15 protein-coding genes are annotated in these 24,656 nt (G+C 51.6%); 7 read left to right on the forward strand and 8 right to left on the reverse strand.

Annotated features, from left to right (window positions below; translation table 11 throughout):
- The first annotated feature begins 13 nt into the window (after window positions 1-13).
- Both VMT62_07810 and VMT62_07815 read left to right on the forward strand, forming a co-directional pair.
- Entirely contained in the window at window positions 14-4,165 is a 4,152-nt protein-coding gene (locus VMT62_07810; protein ID HVN96317.1) for an acyl-CoA dehydratase activase, read from the forward strand.
- Window positions 4,158-5,444: a hemolysin family protein gene (locus VMT62_07815; GenBank protein ID HVN96318.1), complete on the forward strand. Its 1,287-nt coding sequence runs from the start codon at window positions 4,158-4,160 to the stop codon at window positions 5,442-5,444. The genes VMT62_07810 and VMT62_07815 overlap by 8 nt, the downstream gene beginning before the upstream one ends.
- A gap of 51 nt (window positions 5,445-5,495) precedes the next feature.
- Here the strand turns inward: VMT62_07815 and VMT62_07820 are convergent, their stop codons facing one another.
- From VMT62_07820 to VMT62_07855, 8 genes are all read right to left on the reverse strand, one after another.
- On the reverse strand, window positions 5,496-6,059 hold the full coding sequence (locus tag VMT62_07820) for a methylated-DNA--[protein]-cysteine S-methyltransferase (GenBank protein HVN96319.1): 564 nt from the start codon (window positions 6,057-6,059) through the stop codon (window positions 5,496-5,498).
- Between the two features lie 105 nt (window positions 6,060-6,164).
- Window positions 6,165-7,526: a hypothetical protein gene (locus VMT62_07825; protein HVN96320.1), complete on the reverse strand. Its 1,362-nt coding sequence runs from the start codon at window positions 7,524-7,526 to the stop codon at window positions 6,165-6,167.
- Entirely contained in the window at window positions 7,523-8,482 is a 960-nt protein-coding gene (locus tag VMT62_07830) for an acetyl-CoA carboxylase carboxyltransferase subunit alpha (protein HVN96321.1), read from the reverse strand. The genes VMT62_07825 and VMT62_07830 overlap by 4 nt, the downstream gene beginning before the upstream one ends.
- On the reverse strand, window positions 8,466-11,918 hold the full coding sequence (gene dnaE / locus VMT62_07835; protein ID HVN96322.1) for a DNA polymerase III subunit alpha: 3,453 nt from the start codon (window positions 11,916-11,918) through the stop codon (window positions 8,466-8,468). The genes VMT62_07830 and dnaE overlap by 17 nt, the downstream gene beginning before the upstream one ends.
- A 3-nt stretch (window positions 11,919-11,921) precedes the next feature.
- Entirely contained in the window at window positions 11,922-13,478 is a 1,557-nt protein-coding gene (gene guaA, locus VMT62_07840) for a glutamine-hydrolyzing GMP synthase (GenBank protein ID HVN96323.1), read from the reverse strand.
- A 5-nt stretch (window positions 13,479-13,483) separates the two neighbouring features.
- Window positions 13,484-14,959: an IMP dehydrogenase gene (gene guaB, locus VMT62_07845; GenBank protein HVN96324.1), complete on the reverse strand. Its 1,476-nt coding sequence runs from the start codon at window positions 14,957-14,959 to the stop codon at window positions 13,484-13,486.
- A 305-nt stretch (window positions 14,960-15,264) separates the two neighbouring features.
- Window positions 15,265-16,017 (reverse strand): glycosyltransferase family 2 protein, encoded by a 753-nt coding sequence (locus VMT62_07850; protein HVN96325.1) that lies wholly within the window; start codon window positions 16,015-16,017, stop codon window positions 15,265-15,267.
- A gap of 136 nt (window positions 16,018-16,153) precedes the next feature.
- The gene (locus VMT62_07855; protein ID HVN96326.1) at window positions 16,154-17,929 is read right to left on the reverse strand and encodes a tetratricopeptide repeat protein; all 1,776 of its coding nucleotides are present in this window, start codon (window positions 17,927-17,929) and stop codon (window positions 16,154-16,156) included.
- Between the two features lie 496 nt (window positions 17,930-18,425).
- Here VMT62_07855 and VMT62_07860 point away from each other — a divergent pair, with 496 nt between their 5' ends.
- From VMT62_07860 to VMT62_07880, 5 genes are all read left to right on the forward strand, one after another.
- Window positions 18,426-18,887 carry a prepilin-type N-terminal cleavage/methylation domain-containing protein gene (locus VMT62_07860; GenBank protein ID HVN96327.1) on the forward strand — a complete coding sequence of 154 codons (462 nt, stop codon included), beginning with the start codon at window positions 18,426-18,428 and terminating at the stop codon, window positions 18,885-18,887.
- 163 nt (window positions 18,888-19,050) lie between these two features.
- Window positions 19,051-19,827 (forward strand): prepilin peptidase, encoded by a 777-nt coding sequence (locus tag VMT62_07865; GenBank protein HVN96328.1) that lies wholly within the window; start codon window positions 19,051-19,053, stop codon window positions 19,825-19,827.
- Window positions 19,828-19,865: 38 nt separating this feature from the next.
- Window positions 19,866-23,741, forward strand: a complete 3,876-nt coding sequence (locus VMT62_07870) for a PilC/PilY family type IV pilus protein (protein HVN96329.1) — start codon at window positions 19,866-19,868, stop codon at window positions 23,739-23,741.
- Window positions 23,738-24,289 (forward strand): prepilin-type N-terminal cleavage/methylation domain-containing protein, encoded by a 552-nt coding sequence (locus tag VMT62_07875; protein ID HVN96330.1) that lies wholly within the window; start codon window positions 23,738-23,740, stop codon window positions 24,287-24,289. Before VMT62_07870 ends, VMT62_07875 begins: the two co-directional genes overlap by 4 nt.
- Complete coding sequence (locus tag VMT62_07880) at window positions 24,267-24,656, forward strand: prepilin-type N-terminal cleavage/methylation domain-containing protein (protein HVN96331.1); 390 nt, start codon at window positions 24,267-24,269, stop codon at window positions 24,654-24,656. Before VMT62_07875 ends, VMT62_07880 begins: the two co-directional genes overlap by 23 nt.

Raw genomic sequence — 24,656 nt, forward strand, 5'->3', positions numbered from 1 at the left:
TACGGGGGACATAATGTACAGGGTTGGCATCGACATCGGTTCCGTGAGCGTGAACCTTGCCGTTATCAGTGAACAGGGCGAGATTGTTACGACACGGTATATCCGACATAAAGGCAGGCCCTTTGAAGTGGCCCGCGATATTTTGCGGGAAGGGACTGAAAGCTACGGCATCGAGTTTGTCGCGGCCACAGGCACCGGCGCGAAGCTTTTTTCCTCGTTGGTAGGCGCGACCTGTATCAACGAGATAGTGGCCGTGGCCAAGGGCATGAATAGACTCTATCCTCATGCGGGTAGCGTCATCGATATCGGCGGGGAAGATTCGAAACTCATCGTCTTTGACGCCGCGAGCAACAACGGTGGCCTCAGGGTGAAGGATTTTTCCATGAACGCCCTTTGCGCCGCCGGCACCGGTTCCTTTCTCGATCAACAGGCGACAAGGCTCCGTTTCACCATCGAAGAATTCAGCGAGGTTGCACTCAAATCGGATAATGTCCCGAGGATAGCGGGCAGGTGCACGGTCTTCGCGAAATCAGACATGATCCACCTGCAACAGATAGCAACGCCTGACTACGAAATCGTTGCGGGACTTTGTTACGCTCTGGCGCGCAACTTCAGAGGCAACATCGCCAAGGGACGTGATATAAGGACACCCGTAGCGTTCATCGGTGGTGTTGCCGCCAACACCGGTATGAGGAAGGCGCTCAGGGAAGTCTTTGATCTGAAAGGAGAGGAGTTCTTTGTACCCGAGTATTTTACCGCTATAGGCGCCATCGGAGCTGTTTATGCAGTGATCGAGGATGCTTCATTGAGGGAGAAGTTTACGGGCAACGCCCGGCTCAACGAGTACCTCATGGAAGAGAAGGAACAGATCTCTCTTTCCCCCCTTACCATCTCGCCGGATAACCTTCATGTGTCTTACGAAACGAGGTCCGTCGGCCAAAGAACCAGGGTCTATCTCGGCGTGGACGTAGGTTCCATCAGTACCAACCTTGTGGTTATCGATGAAGACAAACGTGTCATCGCTAAACGGTATCTGATGACAGAGGGGAGACCGCTAGAGGCCGTTAAACGTGGCCTTGCAGAGATCGGTGAAGAAGTGGGCCATATGGTAGAGATCATCGGCGCGGGCACTACGGGTTCCGGCAGGTATCTCACCGCCGATTTCATCGGCGCCGACATCGTGAGAAACGAGATTACCGCCCAGGCTGAAGCCGCCATCGATATCGATCCCGGTGTGGACACAATTTTCGAGATCGGCGGTCAGGACTCGAAGTATATCAGCGTAGAGAACGGTGTTATCATTGATTTTGAAATGAATAAGGCCTGCGCCGCCGGTACCGGTTCCTTTCTCGAGGAACAGGCCGAACGGCTTGGCATTTCCATCAAAGATGAGTTCGGTGATCTTGCGCTCTCATCCAAAAAACCCGTCAAGATGGGTGAGAGGTGCACGGTTTTCATCGAATCGGATGTGGTGCATCACCAGCAGAAAGGTGTACAGACGGAGGATATCGTTGCCGGTCTCGCTTATTCCATCGTGCAGAATTATTTGAACAAAGTGGTAGCCGACCGGCGAATTGGGAAGAAAATATTCTTTCAGGGTGGAACCGCCTTCAATAAGGGAGTGGTGGCTGCCTTTGAAAAGGTGCTCGGAAAGCCGATAAAAGTCCCGCCTCACCATGACGTGACCGGCGCCATAGGAGTGGCGATTCTTGCCATGAAAGAAAGGACGTGGGAGAAGAGCACATTCAAAGGTTTCGATCTGAGCAAGCGCCCTTACACTATCGACACCTTCGAATGCAAGGGCTGCGAGAATCTCTGCGAGATCAGACGGGTTTCCGTGGAGAAGGAAGCCCCCCTGTACTACGGGAGCAGGTGCGAAAAATACGATGTGATGAGAAACGTACAGAAAAAGGACGTGGTCGATCTCTTCAAGATAAGGGAAGAGCTTCTCGACAATATTTACGATAAAGCGGTCACAGACGGTATACCCATCGGCATCCCAAGGATACTTCACATGCACGAATTTCTTCCGTTCTGGAAGAGCCTCCTTACCGAACTCGGTTATTCCGTGCATCTGTCTGACGGCACCAACAAGAAGACCATCCGGAGCGGCGTTGAGAATATTATCGTTGAGACCTGTTTTCCTATCAAGCTCGCCCACGGGCACGTCCTTAACCTGATAGAGAAAGGCGTGAAAGAGATTTTCATGCCCAGTATCATTAACGTGAAAAAGGTATCTGAAAACTCTCAGAATGCTTTTGCCTGTCCTTACGCTCAGTCCATACCGTATACTACCAGGGCATCGATCAACTTTCGGAGCATGGGGGTCCGTGTCCACTCTCCCATCGTACATTTCAGCGATGACAGAAAATCGGTGGCGCGTAGCCTCGCTCGTCACTTCGAAGAGTTTGGGATCTCCCGGTCGCGCTTTGAGAGGGCATTTGACGTAGCAGCAGACGTTCAGGATACATTCTACCTCAAGTGCGCTCAAGCCGGAGAAGAGTTCCTCTCCTCGTTAAAGGACCATGACAGAGCCATGGTGATCGTCGGAAGGCCATACAACAGTGCTGATGCGGGGGCGAATCTGAATGTTCACAAAAAACTGATCAACCTCGGTGTCTACCCCATACCCATGGATATGCTGCCGCTTACCCGGGTCGCCGACGACGATTCGGAGCTCGAAAACATGTACTGGGGATACGGCCAGAAGATACTCAGAGCTGCCAGGCTTGTGAGAGACCGGAAAAATTTTTATGCCATATATTTGACGAGTTTCGGTTGCGGTCCCGATTCTTTCATTACGCATTTCTTTAAGAGAATCATGGGGAGCAAGCCATATCTTCAATTGGAGATCGATGAACACAGCGCGGACGCGGGCATCGTAACGAGACTCGAGGCATTTCTCGACAGTATCAAGAACGCGAGACCGATAGCCGGACAGATGGAACAGCGAGTAAGGGAATACGAATTTAACGGCAGAAAAAGAAAGATCTTCATCCCCTACATGTCGGATCATGCCGTGGCCCTTGCGAGCACGTTTCGATCCTGCGGTGTCGATGCGCAGGTTATGGAAGAATCCGATGAGTCCACAGTAGTACTTGGCAGAAAGTTTACGACGGGCAAGGAGTGCTACCCTTGCATCCTCACCACGGGTGACATGCTCAAGACCGTTCAAAAGCAGGATTTTGATCCTGACAGGAGCGCCTTCTTCATGCCCTCAGGAGACGGACCCTGCCGTTTCGGGCAGTATCACCGGTTTCACAGAATGGTTCTTAATGAAGCCGGTTTTCAGAATGTGCCTATCTATGCGCCCAATCAGGACCATCGTCTTTATAAAGACTTGAGCATTTTAGGGGGCAAGTTCTCGCGGCTCGGATGGCGGGCCCTTGTTGCGACCGATCTTATCATCAAGATGCTGCACGAAATACGCCCCTACGAGAAAAATCCCGGGGAGACCGACCGCGTGTATGGAGAAGCGCTGAGGGCTATGTCGCGCTCCATAGAAGGGGGCGGGGAAGATATCCTCCCCGTTCTCGGCGCCGTCACAAAGAAGTTCCTTGCCGTACCCAGGACGCATAGGAAAAAACCGGTAGTTGGCGTGGTAGGCGAGATCTATATCCGCTCCAACCGGTTCAGCAATAATGATCTTGTAAGAAAGATCGAGGAGTTCGGCGGATCGGTATGGCTCGCTCCGGTCACGGAATGGATATCCTATGTGAATTATACGAGCAAGAAGAAGAGCAGGAAGAAGGATAGCCTGCTCGGTCTTTTCAGTCTCATCCTTACCGAGCATATTCAGCATAAGGAAGAACACGTGCTGGAAAGGGTCTTCGGGCCTTATCTTAAATACGGAAAGGAACCCAGGGTGGAGGACATACTTGCCAAGGCAGGACCTTACATCCACGAAAGCTTCGAAGGAGAGGCCATATTGAGTGTGGGCAAGAGCGTCGATTTCGTGCACAAGGGAGTGGCCGGTATAATAAACGCCATGCCCTTCACCTGCATGCCGGGTACCATATCGAGCGCCATCATGAGGCTTATTCAGAAGAACCACGATGTTCCGGTCATGAATATTGCCTATGACGGACAGGGTGCGACCAATACGTTGACACGCCTTGAAGCATTCATGCACCAGGTCAAAGAGGGCTTTAAAGGCGATGGATAGCCTGACACTGTCGATTGTATGCATCTTCATTCTCATGGTCTTGAACGGAGTATTTTCCGCCGGCGAGACAGCCATCGTTTCCTTCAGGAAGAGTAAGCTCAAGGAACTACTCAAGGAAAGAAAGGACAAGAAGGCCGAGACGCTTCTGCGCATGAAGGAGAACCCTGAGAGGTTCCTCTCCGCGGTTCAGATCGGCATTACTCTCTTCGGGACCCTTGCCTCGGCCATCGGCGGTATCCTTGCCGTACAATATCTATCGCCGCTCTTAAGCAAGGTGTCCGTTCTCAAACCGTTTTCCGACACCTTTTCACTCATAATCGTGGTTGTGATTATGACCTACCTGTTTCTCGTATTCGGCGAGCTTGTCCCCAAGTACATCGGTATCAGCAACAGGGAGAAAGTCTCCTTCTTTATCGCACCGCTCTTTGATTTTATCTCACGGGCGCTCTTTATCCTCGTCGATTTTCTTTCCATGAGCACAATGCTCATTGTGAAAGCGCTGAAGCTAAAAAAGGGAGAGGAACATGTAGGCGAGGGAGAGATTAAAGTTCTCATAGAAGAGGGGACGCGCAAAGGCATTTTCGACCGTACCGAGGAGGAACTCATCCACGGTGTTTTTCGTTTTGCTGACCGCTCTGTCAAAGACGTGATGGTCCCCAAGCCCAACGTGTACGCCATTAACATTAATGACAGCAAAGACAGGATCCTGGGCTATATCATCGAGAACGAGTTTTCACGGTATCCCGTGTACAGAGACAATTTCGACAACATCATCGGCATCGTGCATCACAAAGATATTGCGCGCTATATCTGGCTTGAAACGGAGCCTTTTCAACTCGAAAGGATTCTTAAAAAGCCGCTCTTTGTGCCGGAGACCATGGAGATCAGCGTTCTCTTGAGGCAGATGCAGAGGACCCACCGGCATCTCGCCGTGGTGGTCGATGAATACGGTACAGCGGTGGGGATTGTCACGCTCGAAGATATCATGGAGGAAATATTTGGCGAGATCATGGATGAGACCGATACAGAAGACAAAATCGAAAAGCTGAGGGATGGCTCCTTAATCGTCGACGCGTCGTATTCGGTGAGGGACTTAAATAGCCGCCAGCAGCTCGACATCCCCGAGTCGACTGAGTACGAGACCTTAGGCGGTTTCATCCTCACGAAGTTACAGGGCATGGCGCGGGGCGGAGAAATCATCTATTACGGCGCCTATAAGTTTACCGTTGTGGGGATAGATGGTAGAAGAATCACCAAGATAAAAGTAGAAAGAAAGTGAGCTGCACTTGCGGTTCGCAAAGCTCCATCTCGCGACCGTCCGAATTTCCTTTTAGTAGTAAACTTTATCCATGGATACTGCTCCGGTGGCGGTGAACTTTACCCCCTCCATGGTGAGGAGCGCGCGCTTCATTTTGCCCCCGCCTTGATAACCTCCTATGTGTCCATCTGACCTCACGGCTCGATGACAGGGGATCACGATCGGGAACCGATTGCGTGCCAGGGCGCCCCCGACTGCCCTGCTTGCGCCGGCTGCCCCCACATGTTTTGCAATTCTTCCATAGGTACTCACCCAGCCTCGGGGAATGCCGTACTCCGCGGTGAGAACCCTGCGAGCAAACTCTCCTAAGTCCTCAAGCGCCATCATATTCAGGTCGAAGACCACGGGCTGCCCTATTAAATAACCCTGAATTTGGGCCCCAAGTCTGTCAATATCAGGAGAGGTAAACGGCCGGGCGCCGGCATAGCTTTCTTGAATAACGCTCTCTACCGGAGTCTGTCCTGCGGACAAAAACATCTGTCTCACCCTCGGGCTTGCCTCACTATTCCACCAGACAACGCCGATAGTGCCGAAGACCGTAGAGATCAGTTTATAGAAATGGTCTGTCAGTTTCATAGGTCGTACAACGCGCCTCACGGACGCGCGATCAATGCCGCGAGCGGCTTCATCCGGCTGAATGGCATGCGGTGCGTGCGTACCCTGTGTTCATGAAGGGCATGATCAAAAGGTAATGGTCATCCTGGATTGTGATGCGTATTTCTCGATCTTCAAAGCCTCTTTTTCAAATCCCTTTTTCCCCATGATGGCCTTGGTGTAGATCTTCCCCTGCTCCACGCCGGGCTGGTCGAAGGCGTTGATCTTGTAAAGGAGACCCAAATAGAGGATGACCATTTCGAAGAGGTAGAACAGCGCGCCCAGCGTGTAAGCGCCGATGTCATCGACAAAAAAGGCAAGGTTAGGCGCGCCCGCCTCGGCAAGGGAGAGACTTGTGCCCTCAAATTCAGCTTGAAAGAGGTCTTTCATGTCTTTGCCTGCGAGGTATGCCACATCGTCAAGATAGGTAAAACTGTCAGGAATAGGTCTCTTATCTTGTGCAGAGTAGAAGAGGATGATACATTTGTCCTTGGGGCCGTCCACATAGAGCTGAAGCTGAGAATGCTGATCAGTGACGCCCACTGCCTTTGTGGGAGTGGGTCCCAGGCCGCCCTTGCCGAGGCTTTCCGCCTCAAGCTGCCTGAACCAGTCGGCGAAAGCCGCAAGTCGCTCGCAGTAAGGCATAACCACGTGGAGATGTTTGCCGTTTCTGTCCATATGATAGAGTATTGCTGCGAGCGTCATTGCCATGTTCTTCGGGCCCTTTGCGCCGGCAATGTGAGACGCCATTGACAGAGCTCCTTGCGCCATGTCGTCGATATCAAGACCCATGATAAGGGCGGGAAACATGCCTACCGGAGTGAGTACTGAAAAGCGACCGCCGACCCCTTCGGGGAGATTGAGCGTAACATAACCTTCCTTGCGCGCAATCTCGTTCAAAAGTCCCCGATCTTTATCCGTGATGAGGACTATCCTCTTTTCAAAGTCGCCGCCCCGTCTTTTCATGAGGTCCTTAAAGATCATGAATTGTGAGAGCGTTTCAGGCGTTTCGCCTGACTTGCTGATTACCACGAGGAGCGTTTTGTCTATTTCCGGTTCGATGATCTCGATGAGCGCATTGATCTTGTGGGGATCGATATTGTCTACGATAAAATAGCGGGGCTTTCCTCCCCTGATCTGTCTGTCGTAGTTGTGAAAAGGATGAAGCAGGGCGTGAAAGATCGTCTCGGTTCCGAGCGCCGATCCGCCAATGCCCAGTAAAACTAGGTTTGAGATCCCCTCTTTCATTATAGTTCCCACGAGGCTTTTTATCCTGTCGAACTGGAATCGTGTTTCCGGAAGTTTCATGAAAGGATAGGGCGACGCCCAGAGATCCGCATTTTGTGTGTCGAGGGCGAGGACTGTGTCAGTGAAGACCTTGTGGTCAAGGCCGTTCACTCCAATCCTATCGGAGAAAACGTTGCTCGCATCCAGTATCATAGTTTTCATCGCCTCTCCTCAAATATACCCATGTTCCTGAATTTCTCATATCGCCTTTGTTTGAGCGTCTCCGCAGGCATCTCCGTCAAGTCCTTCAGGTGTTTGCTCAGGGTATTTTTTGTATTGACGAATGTTTGTTTCCAGTTCCGGTGGGCTCCGCCCAAAGGCTCCTTGATGATTTCGTCGATGACCTTGAGCTCCAGCAGATCGTAAGAGGTGGGTTTCATGGCGTCAGCAGCCAGGGCTCCTTTGGCGCCGTCCCTCCAGAGGATCGCCGCGCAGCCCTCGGGCGAGATTACCGCGTAGGTCGCATTTTCAAGCATGAGCAGCCTGTTTCCGACCCCAATACCGAGTGCACCGCCGCTGCCCCCTTCTCCTATGACGATGGAGATGACGGGGACGTTGAGGGAGAACATGAACTCGATGTTCGTTGCGATGGCCTCTGCCTGTCCTCTTTCTTCCGCGCCGATGCCCGGGTAGGCGCCCGGCGTGTCAATGAACGTAATGATGGGTTTTTGCCATCTATTCGCCATGTCCATGACCCGCATCGCCTTCCGGTATCCATCGGGATGGGCCATACCGAAGTTCCTGTGCGCCATTTCCCTCACATCTTTGCCTTTCTGGTGGCCGATTACGGCAACATTCGTGTTTTCGTACCGAGCGAACCCGGCAACGATGGCGAAATCGTCTTTGAACTTTCTGTCGCCGTGGAGTTCGACGAAATTGCTGAACAAAGCGTTGATATAGTCGAGGGTATGGGGTCTATTGAGATGGCGGGAAAGCTGAGACCTCTGCCAGTTCGTGAGATCGCTGTAGATTTCCTTTTCCAGTTTTGCGATCCTCTTACGGAGAAACTCGACCTCTCTCACGTAGTGGAGGTCGCGGCTGCTATAAAACCTCTCTATTTCGTCGATTCTCATTTCGAGTGGTTTTAATTTCTCCTCGAAATTAAGATAGTGTCTCATCAAGCACCTCTATATCTATACCGGACGTGAAATGCTTCGAAAAGATCTCTTTTTTCCTGTAGTCGATTTTCACGTTCGGCACACGAAATGTTTGTTTTTCCCCGTTGACTCGAAACTCCAGGAGCACGGCGGAATTTCCTTTGACGCTGTAAATCACATCGCGCAGTTTCTTGAGATCATCCTTCTTAAACACCTCACATTGTATCATGATCTTAACGGTCTTTCCGAATTCACCCGTAAAGTCTTCGAGAAGGGCCACGTTCTTCGCCTTTATCTTTGCGCTTCCCTCCTCGTTTTTCTCCAGCATGCCCGTGATCAAAAGAGGCTTGCCGCTTTTGACGGTCACGAAATGCTTGGCGAACAAATCGGGGAACACAATGATCTCCACGATGCCTTTGGTATCCTCGAGAGTGAGATAGGCCATCCTGTCACCGCGTTTCGTGGTGATTTCTTTGGCTGAGTTGACGATGCCCGCGATGCTCACATCCTCGGACGTTTCTGTCTCTCTTAAGTTCTGGCTGTCGTAAGGGGTAAGCTGCCGGATGAGATCCTCGTATGGCTTAAGCGGGTGTTTGCTGAAATAGAAACCGAGCGATTCCTTTTCCCCATTCAAGATTTCGTCATGGGCTAGCTCCTCCATGTCGGGTATCTCCAGAGAGACCATGGTTTCGGAGGACCCGCCGAACATATCCATCTGGAAAAGGCCATTCTTGTTTTCCTTTCTTGCGAGCTTGTCCGATTTCTCCCGTATGAGATGGAGAATCTGGGATCGCTTGAGCCCCAGTGAATCGAAGCAGCCGCCCTTGGCCAGGCTTTCCAGCACCTTCTTGTTTGCCTTTCTGGAATCCACGGCATTCATGAAGTGGGCAAAGGAGTTGAATTCGCTGATTGTCTCGCGCACCTCAAGGATGTTGTCTATGGCGGCGTCACCCACGTTCTTTACCCCCGAGAGTCCGAAACGTATTTTACCGTCCACGATGGTAAACGCCTTGGCGCTGCGGTTGATGTCAGGAGGGAGAATCTCGATGCCCGCATCCCGACATTCAGTGATATATTTGATCATTTTATCCGTATCGTTGACCTCGTTGGTAAGCATGGCAGCGAAGTAATGGACCGGATAATGTGCCTTGAGATAGGCGGTTTGATAGGTGATAAGCCCGTATGCGGTACTGTGTGATTTGTTAAATCCGTACTCGCCGAAACGGACGATCACGTCGTAAATTTTTTCCGCCACGCCGCGAGATATGCGGTTCGCCTTTGCGCCTTCGATAAACTGCTCCCTGTATTTGGCGAGCTCCTCGGGTATCTTCTTACTCATGGCCTTTCTCAAGATGTCGGCATCCTTGAGAGAGAAATTGGCGAGCACCATGGCGATCTTCATGATCTGTTCCTGATAGATGATGACACCATATGTGTCTTTAAGGATACCCTCGAGAAGCGGCGTTTCATAGGTCGCTTTGTCAGGATTATTTTTTCGCTTGATGAACTCATCCACCATGCCGCTGTTTAAGGGGCCCGGCCTGTACAGGGCGATGAGCGGCATAATATCATCAAACTTGGAAGGCTTGAGCCTCGTGAGCAGGTCTTTCATTCCGCGGCTTTCGACCTGGAACACGCCCGAGGTGTCGCCCGATGAGAGGAGCTGGAATGTCTTCTTATCGTTGAGCGGAATGTTGGCCATGTCGATCTCGATCCCTTCATTTTTCAAGAGCTTGACCACGCTGTCGATCAAGGTGAGGGTTTCAAGGCCGAGAAAGTCGATCTTGATGAGACCGATCTTTTCGATAATCTTCATGTGGTACTGGGTCACGGTTTCGTCGTGCTGCCCTCGATACAGGGGTACATATTCGGAGAGGTGCTTGTTGGCGATGACGATACCAGCCGCATGGGTAGACGCATGCCGCGCGAGCCCTTCGACAACGATGGCGTTGTCTAGCAGTTCCTTAACCTGTCCGTTCGTCTGATACATCTCACTGATCTGCGGCTCTTCGTTGATGGCCTTTTCTATGCCGCGATCCACGGACACGATGAGTTTAGCGATCTTGTCCACCTCGGCGTATGGCATGCCGAGCGCCCGGCCAACGTCTCTCACGGCGGCCTTTGACTTCATAGTCCCGAAGGTGATGATCTGAGCTACGTTGTCTCTGCCGTATTTTTCTGTGACGTAGCGAATGACCTCGTCCCGTTTGTTCCTGCAGAAGTCCACGTCGATATCAGGCATGCTGATCCGTTCGGGATTGAGGAAACGTTCGAAGGTAAGATCGTATTTGATAGGGTCGATATCGGTGATTCCGAGTGAGAAGGCGATGAGGCTGCCCGCAGCCGAGCCGCGACCAGGGCCCACGGGAATATCGTGGGACTTGGCGTAGTTGATAAAATCGGCCACGATGAGAAAGTAGCCGGAGAAACCCGTCTTCTTGATAACGCCGATTTCGTAATCGAGTCGCTCCTTGTATTTCGAGAGAAGCGTTTCACCGAATTCGCTGTAAAGCGCGCGGATTGCCGGAACGCGCTTTTCGAAGCCTTCGCGGGAAAGCTGCTCAAAATAGTCGTTGAGCGTCATGCCTTCCGGAGGCCTGAATTCAGGGAAGTGATAGGTGCTCGTATCGATCGAAAGGTTGCACCGTTCAGCTATGGCGACCGTGTTGGAGAGCGCTTCAGGATATTGTGAGAAGGCCATATCGATCTCGTCAGGCGATTTGAAGTAAAAGTGGTCGCTTGAGAAGCTCAGGCGGTCCTTGTCGTTCATGGTCTTGCCTGTCTGGATGCAGAGCAAGAGCTCGTGGGCCCGGGACTCTTCGCGCAGCAGGTAGTGACAATCGTTCGTGGCCACGATGGGCACATTGTAATGGCGGGACAGATCGATGAGCGTTTCGTTGATGATCCGTTGCTCGGCGATGCCGTTGTCCTGAAGCTCAAAATAGAGTCTGTCGCCAAAGATCGAGAGGTATTCGTCGACGAGCGTATGCACGCGCGCCTTGTCTGACTTAAGAATGGCGTTGGGTATTTCACCTTTGAGACATGCCGTGAGGCAGATGAGCCCGTCATTGTGCGCACGCAATATCTCTTTGTCGATGCGGGGTACGTAATAGAAGCCTTCGGTATGCGCGAGGCTTATAAGCTTGAGAAGGTTTTTATAACCCGTTTCGTTCATGGCGAGAAGCAGCACGTGGTATGCGTTATCTTCGCCTTTGATTTTTTTCTGGTCGAGCCGGGATTTCGGCGCCAGATACGCCTCGCACCCCACGATCGGTTTGATCCCCGCCTTTTTTGCCTCAAAATAGAAATCGACCACGCCGAACATGTTGCCGTGATCGGTAATGGCGCAGGCCTTCATTCCCATGGTGTTGGCAAGGGCAAAGAGCCGGTCGTTGCGTATGGCGCCGTCGAGGAGGCTAAATTGCGTGTGGAGATGGAGATGAACGAAATCTTTCATGGATCATTCCCATTCGATAGTGCTTGGCGGCTTGGATGAGATGTCGTATACGACCCGGTTCACTCCCGGTACTTCATTGATGATCCTTCTCGCCGTAATATCGAGGGTATCATAAGGAATGCGCGCCCAATCTGCAGTCATGGCGTCCTCACTCTCCACGATGCGCAGCGCGATCACATTAGCGTAAGTGCGTTCGTCGCCCATGACGCCAACGGTCTTGACCGGTATGAGGATGGCAAAAGACTGCCAGATATGTTTGAACCGGGGGTTGCGTTCGACCTCGTCGCGAATGATACTATCTGCTTCCTGGAGAATGGCAACCCGCTCTCTGGTTACATCGCCGATGATGCGTATGGCAAGGCCGGGGCCGGGAAAGGGCTGGCGATGGATGATGTGGTCGGGAAGACCGAGCTCCTTGCCGACGATACGCACCTCATCCTTGAAGAGCTCACGAAGCGGCTCGATGAGCGAGAGTTTCATGGCTTTGGGGAGGCCGCCCACGTTATGGTGGCTCTTGATCGTGGCTGAAGGCCCTTTATGCGAGACGCTCTCGATCACGTCCGGATAGAGGGTGCCCTGGGCAAGAAAGCGCACCTTCCCTATGGCTCGGGCCTCTTTTTCAAATACCCTGATAAAGAGCCGACCGATGATCTTGCGCTTCTTTTCCGGGTCCTTTACGCCGCGTAGAGCCTTGAGAAAGATCTCCTCGGCGTTTACGTATTTGAGGTTCATGTGCAGTCTGTCTTTGAAAAGCTTAAGCACTTCCTGTCCCTCGTCTTTGCGGAGCACGCCGTTGTTTACGAACACACAGCGGAGCTTATTGCCGATGGCCTTATGGATGAGGGCTGCAACAACAGAGGAATCCACGCCGCCGGAGAGGGCGCAGACAACGATCTCGTCTCCCGCCTCAGCCTTAATCTTTTCCACCGCTATTTCAATAAAGGATTTGGGGGAGAAGAGTCCCCTGACCCCGCATATTTTATAGAGAAAGTTTTTGAGTATCGTCTTTCCTTTGGGTGTGTGGTGCACCTCGGGATGGAACTGCACCCCGTAAATCGTACCGGTCTCATTCCTGACGGCTGCGTGAGGCGAATTGTCGGAATGGGCGAGGGTCACAAAACCTTTAGGCATCTTGAGGACTTTATCCTGATGGCTCATCCACACGATATCGCCGTCCTTGACACCCTCCAGGAACTTGTCCTTCTTATCGATATAGACGTGGGCTTTGCCGTATTCTCTTTTGGGTGATTTTTCGACCTTGCCTTTAAAGCATCGGGCCGTAAGCTGGAGGCCGTAGCAAATGCCGAGGATGGGCACGTTAAGACCAAACACCCTCTGGTCGCAGATAGGGGCGTCTTCCTCGTTCACACTTTTTGGACCGCCGGACAGGATAATGCCCTTGGGGGACAGGGCGGTAATCTTTTCCATGTCGATATTGTACGGATATATCTCGCAGTAGACGCCGAGCTCTCTGGTTTTGCGTGCGATGAGCTGTGTATACTGGGAGCCGAAGTCGAGAATCAGGATAAGTTCTTTGTGATAGTCTCTGGTCACGGTCATGGCCCTTACTCGATCCTGTAATTGGGCGCTTCTTTGGTGATGATCACGTCATGGACGTGGCTTTCCCTGAGCGCCGCCGGGGTGATGCGCATAAAGACCCGCCTGTTTCTGAGCTCAGTAATGGAGGACGCCCCCACATAACCCATGCCCGCCTTGAGCCCGCCTACGAGCTGGTTGATACAGATGGAAAGAGAGCCCCGGTAGGGCACACGCCCTTCGATACCCTCCGGCACGATCTTTGCCTCCACTTCGTCCTCTGCGATACTGTATCTGTCACGGGATTTTCCCTCTTTCATGACCTCCAGAGAGCCCATTCCGCGGTAGACCTTGTAGGTACGTCCCTGATAGAGGACCATCTCACCCGGGGTTTCGTCGGTACCCGCAAAGAGGTTGCCGATCATGACCGCGTCTGCCCCGGCTGCCATGGCCTTGGTGATGTCTCCGGAGAATTTGATGCCGCCGTCAGCGATGATAGGCACATGGCGCTGTCTTGCCACCTTTGCCGCTTCCATGATCGCCGTGATCTGCGGCACGCCCACGCCGGCCACGATCCTGGTCGTGCAGATCGATCCCGGCCCCACGCCGATCTTGACCGCGTCGCACCCTGCCTTGATGAGCGCCAGCGCGCCTTCTTTAGTCGCCACGTTGCCGGCGACAATCTGAACGTCTTTGAAGTTTTTCTTTATTTCTTTGATGGACTCGATCACGTTTTTCGAATGGCCGTGCGCCGTATCGACGACGATCACGTCACAGCCCGCTTTGAGGAGCGCATCCACCCTCTGATCGCGGTCAGCTGAGACCCCCACGGCGGCGCCCACGCGGAGTCTGCCAAACTGGTCCTTGGAAGAATGGGGGTACTTTCGCATTTTCTCGATGTCTTTAATGGTGATGAGCCCTCTCAAGTTGAAGTCTTTATCTACTACGAGGAGCTTCTCGATCCGGTGTTTATGAAGGATTTTTTTTGAATCTTCGAGGTTGATCCCTTCCTTGACGGTCACCAGGTTTTCTTTGGTCATGACATTCTTGACCTTTTCTTCGAGATTCGTTTCGAAGCGCAGGTCCCTGTTCGTAATGATGCCGACCAGTTTTTTCCCTTTGGTCACCGGTATACCGGATATGTGGTATCTGGCCATGAGGTCTAAGGTGTGCTTGATCTTTTGGTCCGGCGAGATGGTGATGGGGTCAACGATCGTGCCACTTTCGGACTTTTTGACCTTTTCCACTTCCTGGGCCTGTTCTGCTACCCCCATGTTCCTGTGGATGATGCCGATGCCGCCTTCCTGGGCGAGACAGATGGCGGTCTTCGACTCCGTGACCGTGTCCATGGCTGCGCTGAGCATAGGAATGTGGAGTTTTATAGAGGGGGTGAGCCAGGTTGAGACGTCAACCTCTGAAGGCATGATCTGGCTCATGGAAGGCACGAGAAGTACGTCGTCGAATGTAAGTCCTTCACGGAATTCCTGGGGATCTTTACCCGGCATCTTTCACCTCATAAGTTTGTGTATTGAGAGAGCTCTTGTCACGGTGTATGCTGTTCCACATTTCATGCACTATCTGTTCGCGCTGACAAAGGCCGTCTCAGGAAACAAATTGCTCGAATTGTCTGTCTTGTCCTGTCGTCCGTCTCATATGTTGTAGTATGCGTGAACACCCTCTCGGAAAGGGCTTTCATACACATAATGGCTTGCCCATCTCTATGGGGATTAGTATAAAGCATACAGGCCAAATAATCAAAACGTTTTTGAAGCGTGGGTCGCTTCATAGACCGGCTTATTCGTGCAGAAATTCAGGTCAGAGGGGGAAAGCGTTTGGAACGGACCATTTTCATCCTGGTCAGACGGAAGATAAAGGCGGTCCACAGGCAGCCGAAGCCATATTTTACACTCCTGGTGAAATTGATGGAGGAAGAATCGCCGGAATACTTGGTCGGGCAGCTTACCTCCGCTATGGTATAGCCGTACCAGATGATCTGAGCGAGCATCTGATTGTCGAAGATAAAGTCATAGGAATTGATTTCGAAGGGTATTCTTTCCAACAGCTCGCGTGAAAAGGCCCGGTAACCCGTGTGGTATTCCGAAACCTTGGCCCCGAACATAATATTCTCTGCAAGCGTCAAAAATCTGTTCGAGATATATCTCCACAGGGGCATGCCCCCCTTGAGCGCGTATCCCCCAAGGATTCTCGACGCGAGTACACAGTGATACAGTCCGTTTCCGATGAGAGAAGCCATGGCAGGGATGAGCTGCGGCGTGTACTGATAGTCAGGATGCACCATAATGATGATGTCACCGGATTCTTCAAGTGCGAGTCGATAGCATGATTTCTGATTGGCCCCGTACCCGAGATTCTTGCGGTGCAAATAGACCCGGGTATTCGGCAAGCCGGCTGCCACGGAGGTCGTATCGTCTCCGCTGCCGTCATCCACTATGATAACGAGATCGACAATGCCCTGTTCCATTACCTCCTCGTAGGTCTTGCGCAAGGTACTTGCCGCGTTATAGGCGGGCATCACCACGACTATCTTCTTATCTTTATACATATTTGATTCTTTTACCTAATTATCGAATTATCCGTCAACACTTTTTTGTGATCCAAACGGACGTTCGCCGCAATTTCCATAGTGGCTGCAAATGCTGCCTAGCACCAAGACAAGGCGGCTTACTGCCCTTTGTAACCTAATTTGTTTGCAGGGTTCTGGATTTTTCAATGAGGTCCCTGAATTCGGGGTCAACTTTGTATCCGAGTGAAACCGCCGCGTCAAAATGTTTTACGGACAAAGCGTAGTTGTTCATGTAGTAATAGATTACAGCGAGATTGTTATGAACTGCCGGCAGATTCGGATCGATCAGTATGGCCCTCGAGTAAAAGAAAAGCGCCCTGTCGTACTGCTTGGCTTTCAGATAGGCGTCGCCGAGGCGTTCATAGAGCCACGTGTCATCGGGACGAAATCTTGTGGCCGCGTTGCAAACCGGATAGGCTTCGTCGTATTTCTGAAGCAACAGATATGCGTCGCACAATTTACCGTAGCCGGCGTCATAGAGGTATGAACCGAGAGCGGTCGACTTCCGATACATTTCAAGGGCCAGAGGTTTGTCGCTTGCCCAGTATATATCACCGAGTATCGCGTAGGTATTGGGTTGACGTGGATTGATCTTGAGCGCTCTTGTGCAATACTCGACCGCCTTTTCATTTTCTTTCTTTGCAAAATAGGTATTACATATATTGTTGTAAGCGGAGGCAAACTGAGGATTAATATCGGCGGCCTTAAGAAAATCCCCAAGAGCCCTGTCGAAATCTCCCAGTTGAAAATACATGTTGCCCCTGTTATTGTAAGCAATATCGGTGTTGGGATAGAGCTTTATTACGTTGGTCCACAGCGTAATGCTGTTATTCCACACCCTGCAGAGGCCGGCCGTCAGGAACAGCAGTTGTGCTGTGATGGCGGCAAAAAGGATTGCCATGATCACCTTGGGTAAAAGGCGGTCCTTAAGTTTCTGCGACCACAGCCACACAACGAACTCCGATATAACATAGAAAATTCCGATCAGAGGCACATAGGTGTAGCGGTCTGACGCCAAAGCAAAACCTATGGGCAATAGTTGAATGACTGGCAATAGCGTAACTAAATAGAATAGTCCTCCCCAGACAGCCTTCCGCGAAAATTTTCTTGAATAGAACACTGCGGCCGCAATAAAAAGAACGAGCGCCGGAGAGATCAGGTATTCGATATGCGAAAGAAGATTGTCGCCCGAAGGATACTGATAGAGAGCCGCGAGTTTGACCGGCCAAATCATTTTCCATAAGTAGAAAACCAGACCATGACATGCAACAAGGATGCTTGTAGGGAAAGAAAACGCCGGGTTCGAGTGTTCCGACAGGTTCTGAGTGATGATGGTGGCTATACCCGAACCCAAAGACAAGAGCAGGAAGGGTACCTTCTCAATGATCGAGCGATAAGCGAATGGCCTTTTACGAAAATAGTCCATGAGAAAAAGCACGAGTGGAAGAGTCACGGCCATGGGCTTTGAAAATAGCGACAACACAAAAAAGAACAGAGCGAACGCATAGTGCTTATATGCATGTTGTTTGTCCAGGTAGGACAGGTAGGTAATGAGAGAAAGCAGGTAAAAGAATGTGTACAGAACGTCTTTTCTCTCCGAAATCCAAGCCACGGATTCAACATGCAGAGGGTGTATGCCGAAGAAAAGCCCGACGAGAAAGGCAACCGGCAGGCTGCGTCCCAGCCGTAGTATCAGATAAAAAACAAGCACACAGTTGAGAAGATGAATCACGATGTTGACCACGTGATAGGGTAAGGGATGCAGATGAAAGAAGAGATATTCCCATGAGTACGAAATGATGGTGAGGGGATGATAGTTTCCCATCATCGGGGTGGTCATGATTGACTTCAGGTGGCTCAATGACATCTGTTTGATGTGATAGTTCTTCAAGATGTAGCCTTCATCGTCCCAGACAAATCCATTTTTTAAACAGGGCAAAAAGGCGCACGCGGTTATGACAATAATGATGCCGAGAGCAAGCGATATTTGAAGGTATGGTTTGTCCGTTCTGATGTTATCTTCCCCTGAAAATTCCGGTAAGCCTTATAGAAGGTTGAGCAGATCTGTCGTTCATCAGGTCTTTCACATTTATATACCAAAAGATACAAAAATGAAAATACTATTTGGGCGGTTTTGCGCGCAGATCGTTGTATGGAGCAATCAGGGGGATAATCAGCGCCTCCATGTTGCATGCCTGAGATCGTCGTTTCACATCCGTATGCTGTTTCGCAGGTACGAAAAGGACCCCTGAATTTGGGAAGATGCGGGTAAAGATTCTATTACTTCTTAGCAAAAGTGTGATAAATGTCATTTACATCCTAATGTCATATAACTAAAATACCGATAATGGTAATCATACATACATATTTCTAAACGGAGGTGTTTTATGTTAAAGGTTCAAAGGAATAGTAAAGGTTTTACGTTGATTGAGTTGCTCATCGTTATCGCTATTATCGGTATCTTAGCCGCCATAGCGCTGCCGGCCTACATGGACTATACAAAGAGGGCCAGACTCACGGAAGTGACGAATACGATCGGTGCGGTGAAAACCGGCATCGTTGCCGTGTCCTCTGAGGCCGCAGGTGGTCCCTCGTCAATAGCCTATGCGAACGCAGCAGCCGTAACCGCGGGCGCGGGTGTGGCTATCCCTGCAAGATATATTAACGCGATGACAGCTACAGGAGCGGCGGCAAGTCCGTTTATGACGATCACCACGACCCTGACCGGAATCGGAGACGCAACAATTGACGGTACAACACTGGTACTCGTATCCACTGATGCTAATCTGGCAGCGTGGTCATGGGACGCAACAAGCACCCTTCCGGCAAAGTTTATGCCCAAGAACTAACGGTTTGCACGCGACAGGAACAAAAAAGGGGGCGATACGCCCCCTCTTTTGTGGAGTGCGAGCACAGAAATTGTGGGTTGTCATGCGATGGAGATTGGGATAGGATGTTGAGGTGGTCATGGATGGGCGAGATGGAAAGAAAAGAAAGCGACGACGGTGAACTGTGGGATTCTTTGTAAAGACATTTGTATTTGTATTCGGCGCGGTCATCGGGAGTTTCCTTAATGTCTGTATTTACCGGCTGCCGCGCAGCAAGTCTCTCGTGAGGCCGGGCTCTGCCTGCCCTGCCTGCGACAGGCCTATCAGATTCTACGACAATATCCCTCTTATCAGTTACATGCTTCTTCGCGGCAGGTGCAGAGATTGCGGAGCGCCTATTTCCATACGATACGTCGTGGTTGAGCTGATTACGGCCGTGCTTTTCTTCATGTGTTTTAGAAGGTCAGGGCTTACCTTTGAATTTTTCGTAGAAATATTCTTTGTGGCCCTCTTAATCGTGGTTACCTTCATCGATTATGAATTCCAAATTATCCCGGATATCCTGAGTCTGGGCGGATTGGTCGCCGGCATGATTTTTTCTTTCATGAGACCCGGCTTCCGTTTTCTCGACGGACTCTACGGCATACTGCTCGGTGGCGGACTTCTCTTCGTTATCGCATATGGATATCAGTTGATCACCAAACGCGAGGGTATGGGAGGCGGCGACATTAAGCTCCTTGCCATGATCGGCGCGTTCAGTGGTTTTAAAGGTGTGATCTGTTCGCTTGTTGGCGGTTCGGTTATCGGAACCATTGTCGGTATTCCCCTTATGCTTATCAAGGGCCAGGGCACGAAATATGCTGTTCCATTCGGGCCTTTTCTTTCCCTGAGCGCGGTTATCTATCTGTTCTGGGGGAGTCGTCTTGAATACATGGTCACGGAGATCCTTTTAAAAAGATGAGGAAGATGTTAAAAGATAAATATGATAGGGGTCTATATATGAGAAAATTGGTGGTCTTTGTCCTGGTAGCAATGATAACCATGTACGCAGGCGCGGCCCATGCGGCGGCAGTGGCTAATAGCAACTACTGCCTCAACCCCATCTTTTCCAGTACAGCCGTGAAGCCCAATATCATGGTCATAGCGGATTTCTCAGGCAGCATGCAGTTTCCTGCCTATGTGCCCTGCACCTGGGGCGGATACATGACCAACGCTGCCCAGTGCGGGACATCGACGAGTGCGACGGCCGGCGTGCCCTCGTATAACAGCGCACACACGTACTACGCTTATTTCGACAGCACGAAGAATTACACCTATAATGCTTCGGGCTATTGGCAGGTCAACACCACGTGCACCCCGAGTACGTCGGGTGGGTGCTGGCCCGGTAACCTGCTCAACTTCGTCACGGCTACAAGGGTTGACGTTATGCGGAAGATGCTGACCGGCGGCAGGACCAAAACCATAAGCAGCCAGTTGACCTTCGATAATGAGGGCGCCGAGTATACCTATACCGAGCATACCCTGCACTGCAAATTCACTCTGGCCGATACCGACAATAGCGATCCAACCACCAGGCAGATTGCTATCAGCAGTGAATCCGGCTTTACCTGCGCCTATGGGACACAGAGTGCGGCCAATATAAACATCGCCATCCCGGCCACGCCCACGGGGATCCTCGATCAATTCGGCGGCCCCTCCCCCAATGACCTTGTAACCTTTGAGGCTATGATATTCAATAGCAGTTCGGGGAATGCTGGTCTCATTAAGCAAGGAAAACAGCTCAACACCACTACCGACCTGACCGCCCTGAAGACGGCCTTTAATTCTCAGATGGCCTATAATGGGACACCTACAGGTGAGGCCCTCTGGGAGGCCTATGATTTTTTCAGCCAATCCGATGGTCACAGCGGTCCGAGCGGCAATAACGGATTTATGGACAAAGGCAACACCTCGAACGACCGCGATCCCTGGTATGACGGCACGGGTTCCAGCAAGAGGGCGGTGCCCTGCAGGAAGAGCTATGTCCTGCTTGTCTCGGATGGGGCATGGAACGGTAGCGTGGATCCGGTGATACCGGCGAGGGCCATGCATGTGAATGACTTGAGGAGCGACCTGGCAGGCGTCCAGAATGTGACCGTCTATACGGTTTACGCCTTCGGTGATCTTGATCCCGGTACCAAGATCCAGGGCAAGAACGCCATGATCATGACGGCGCTCTTCGGCGGGCATGACTTCCAGAATACCGGCGACTGGCCCTACCCATTCGTGAGCTTCAACGCGAGTTCGAGCAACTGTTCTACCGTGCTCACGCCCGCAGAGGATGTAACCCAGAAGACCAACATTAAGGATGTTAACAGCAATACCTTCTGCAACAGCAGGTATACGCCGAGCGGGACCGCTTACTCTTATCTGAGCCAATGCACTCCGCCGTGTCCCAACCCGCCATGTACGAACTGGAACATAAACTGCGCGGGATGGGACAAACACGATTCGGGACCAGACGGTCTGCCTTACAATTACTTCGAGGCTGACGATCCGGCAGACCTGGCTGCGCGTCTTACCGATGCGTTGAACGAGATGCTCCGGCGCGCATCATCGGGGACAGCGGCATCGGTGCTCTCATCAGCGCAGGGAAGCGGCGCCAACCTTCTGCAGGCGGTCTATTACCCCAAGAGGGTCTTCGGAAATGTTGAAGTAGCCTGGACCGGGGAGGTGCAGAACCTTTGGTATTATATCGATCCTTATCTGACGACCAGTTCCATTAGAGAAGACTCGAACCAGAACAAAATACTGGACCTCAATCAGGACCGCATTCTCCAATATTACTTCGACACGACCGAGAACAAGACGCGGGTAAAGCTTTTCACCGACTCAAACGGCGACGGTGTGGCGGACAATAGCACGCCCGATACCGTGGTCGATCTTGCCGACCTCAAGAACCTCTGGGAGGCGGGCCAGATTCTCCAGAAAACGTCCCCGTCTTCGAGACGGATTTACACGAGCCTCGATGGTTCCACCCTGATAAACTTCCAGACCGCTTCACCCACCACCATGCAGAGTTATTTGCAGGCAGCCAGTACAACGGAGGCATCAAATATCATCCAGTATGTGAGCGGCACCGATGTGAGCGGATACCGTAACAGGACCGTGTCGGTAACGGATAATTCTGGTACCACAACAACGGGTGTCTGGAAACTGGGGGATGTCGTTACCTCAACGCCCCGGTTACAGTCAAGTGTGCCTACACAAACGTATAACCTCGGATCACCGGACGGCTATTCCGACCTGACGTATCAGGCATATATTACAAGCAGCACCTATACGGGGCGGGGCATGGTCTACCTGGGGTCAAACGATGGTATGCTGCACGCCTTTGAACTTGGGAAGCTTTCTGAGCACTGGAGCGGTCAGGGCACGTACCAGAAAGCGAAATTGGACCCCGTGAGTCTGGGTCTTGGCCAAGAGAGCTGGGCCTTTATCCCCAAGAATGCGCTTCCTTATCTTACTTATCTGACAAGCACAAGCTACTGCCACACTTTTTCCGTAGATAACCCGGTCATTGTCGCAGACGCCAGCATTTCAGGCGGATACAGTGCTATTAAAACAGGGGCCACGAACTGGCGGACCGTACTTGTGGGTTCCATGGGAATCGGCGGCGCATGCAGGAACAAGGCCACGCCCACCGCATGTCCAGCCGGTACGAGCAATTGCGTGGAGACGCCCGTCACCAATGTCGGACTCTCCTCATTTTTTGCATTCGACGTCACGAACCCGTCGAGCCCCACCCTGCTATGGGAATTCTCCGACAACACGCTCGGCTACACGACTTCTACGCCGGTCATTGTGAGGGTCGGTGATGCTACGAAGAACGGAAAATGGTTTGTCATAATAGCTTCGGGGCCCACAGGACCGATTGAAACCACGCAGAACCAGTTCCTGGGAAGATCGGACCAGAACCTCAAGCTCTTCATCCTTGATCTGGCCACAGGCGCCCTTTTGAGGACCATAGACACGGGCATAGGCAATGCTTTTGGAGGGTCACTCGGTAATGCGTCGATCGACATCGAAAGAGGCCTCACCACTGGTTCAGGCCGATACAGCGACGATGTGGTCTATGTGGGTTATACCCAGAAGGACACCGTGGCAGGAACGTGGACTCAGGGGGGTGTTCTGAGGCTCATGATAAAGAACGATGACAATCCCGCGAACTGGACCGTGAATACCTTGATAAGCGGAATCGGTCCTGTCACGCGTTCCATCACAAAACTGCAGGACCTGACCAAGAAGGAACTGTGGATCTACTTTGGAACGGGACGCCTCTTCTTTAAGTATAACGACGGACTCACAATTGATGATCCCGATACCGTACAATCAATTTATGGCATCAAAGACCCCTGTTATGATTCAGCATCGGCACTTCCCGCATTTAAGAGTACCTGCGTCGCCATCAGCAAGGGCGATCTTGCCACCCCGCCCAGTACGAGCAGCTATGGCTGGTATATTAATCTTAACTCATCGCAATCCGTGACTCAGTCTGATGGAACGATAGTGAACTATAAGGCTGAGAGACTCCTCGTAGATCCGCTTGCGGCTTTCAACGGTGTGGTCTATTACGTTACGTTTGCCCCATCTCTTGACGTATGCTCTCTCGGGGGAGAGACGTATCTTTATACTACAACCTACAATTCCGGTGCGGCCCCGTCAGGAGGTACGAGCAAAGTCATGCTCCAGTTATCGACGGGCAATATTATCCAAACAGATGTTGGCAGTAATATCCTGAGAACAGATCTGGGCGGAGGTCAGGCGGGCGGTCAACCTCAGATACAGATTCTTCCAAAGCCCATCAAACGGATTTTGCATATCAGGGAACGATGAGAAGAAAAGGGTTTACTCTTGTAGAGCTAATTATTGTGATAACCATCCTGGCGATTCTGTGCGCCATAGGGTTGGTGAGTTTTCGTGATTTGTCGCGAAAGTACCGTGTAGAGAACCAGATCAGGAGGACATATTCCGATCTCATGAATGCAAGGACCCGGGCGATGCATACGAATATGACGCACTTTGTGAACTTCGGCCTCAACCAGTATGCAATTTACCAGGATACGAATCTTAACAAGACCCTCGATATACCCCCCGCCGGTGACACGCAGGTGCTCATGAGACAAGGACCTGATGTCGAGCCGTACTCGGTCCTCAACAACAACCCGGGAAATGAGAATATCATATGGAGCGGCGGCGCGGTCCCCGTTCAAATAGATGGTAGGGGGCTTGTGTCTGCCGGATCCACGGGGACAATCTGTATAGCCGCGCAGAATGTGCAGGTTGTTCATAACTGTATCACAGTGACAAGAACGAGGATAGCGATAGGTCAGTGGACCGGCCAGGCCGCAGGAGTGTGTGATGCGAACCATTGTGCGCAATAACAAAAGGGGTTTCACGCTCGTCGAGCTTATGGTGGCCCTGACTATACTTACGATCAGCATGATGGCCATGCTCGATTGCCTGGGGCGATATCTCCAGTTCAATATGGAGAATGTGATTAGCACTGAGGCCATGAGAATTGCGGAACAGCAAATGGAAGTGATGCGAAACAGTGATTTTACTTCCTTAGCCGGAGGCAATGCAAATGTGGTGAGGACATTCAGGAACAAGAATGTTACCTTCGCGGTGACATGGTGGGTGGACGTCTTGTCTGTTAACAATAGAGCAGTCCGCGTGCAGGTAGCCTGGACTTTCATGAATGCCAACCATCAGCACAACGCCACGACGATTATGAGTCAGGGTGCGTAG

This window comes from Syntrophorhabdaceae bacterium, assembly GCA_035541755.1.
GTDB lineage: Bacteria > Desulfobacterota > Syntrophorhabdia > Syntrophorhabdales > Syntrophorhabdaceae > PNOF01.

Bases quoted from the DNA above. Each gene is read 5' to 3' on its own strand.
- VMT62_07810 (HVN96317.1), top strand. From the start codon at position 14: ATGTACAGGGTTGGCATCGACATCGGTTCCGTGAGCGTGAACCTTGCC.
- VMT62_07815 (HVN96318.1), top strand. From the start codon at position 4,158: ATGGATAGCCTGACACTGTCGATTGTATGCATCTTCATTCTCATGGTC.
- VMT62_07820 (HVN96319.1), bottom strand. From the start codon at position 6,059: ATGAAACTGACAGACCATTTCTATAAACTGATCTCTACGGTCTTCGGC.
- VMT62_07825 (HVN96320.1), bottom strand. From the start codon at position 7,526: ATGAAAACTATGATACTGGATGCGAGCAACGTTTTCTCCGATAGGATT.
- VMT62_07830 (HVN96321.1), bottom strand. From the start codon at position 8,482: ATGAGACACTATCTTAATTTCGAGGAGAAATTAAAACCACTCGAAATG.
- dnaE (HVN96322.1), bottom strand. From the start codon at position 11,918: ATGAAAGATTTCGTTCATCTCCATCTCCACACGCAATTTAGCCTCCTC.
- guaA (HVN96323.1), bottom strand. From the start codon at position 13,478: ATGACCGTGACCAGAGACTATCACAAAGAACTTATCCTGATTCTCGAC.
- guaB (HVN96324.1), bottom strand. From the start codon at position 14,959: ATGCCGGGTAAAGATCCCCAGGAATTCCGTGAAGGACTTACATTCGAC.
- VMT62_07850 (HVN96325.1), bottom strand. From the start codon at position 16,017: ATGTATAAAGATAAGAAGATAGTCGTGGTGATGCCCGCCTATAACGCG.
- VMT62_07860 (HVN96327.1), top strand. From the start codon at position 18,426: ATGTTAAAGGTTCAAAGGAATAGTAAAGGTTTTACGTTGATTGAGTTG.
- VMT62_07870 (HVN96329.1), top strand. From the start codon at position 19,866: ATGAGAAAATTGGTGGTCTTTGTCCTGGTAGCAATGATAACCATGTAC.
- VMT62_07875 (HVN96330.1), top strand. From the start codon at position 23,738: ATGAGAAGAAAAGGGTTTACTCTTGTAGAGCTAATTATTGTGATAACC.
- VMT62_07880 (HVN96331.1), top strand. From the start codon at position 24,267: ATGCGAACCATTGTGCGCAATAACAAAAGGGGTTTCACGCTCGTCGAG.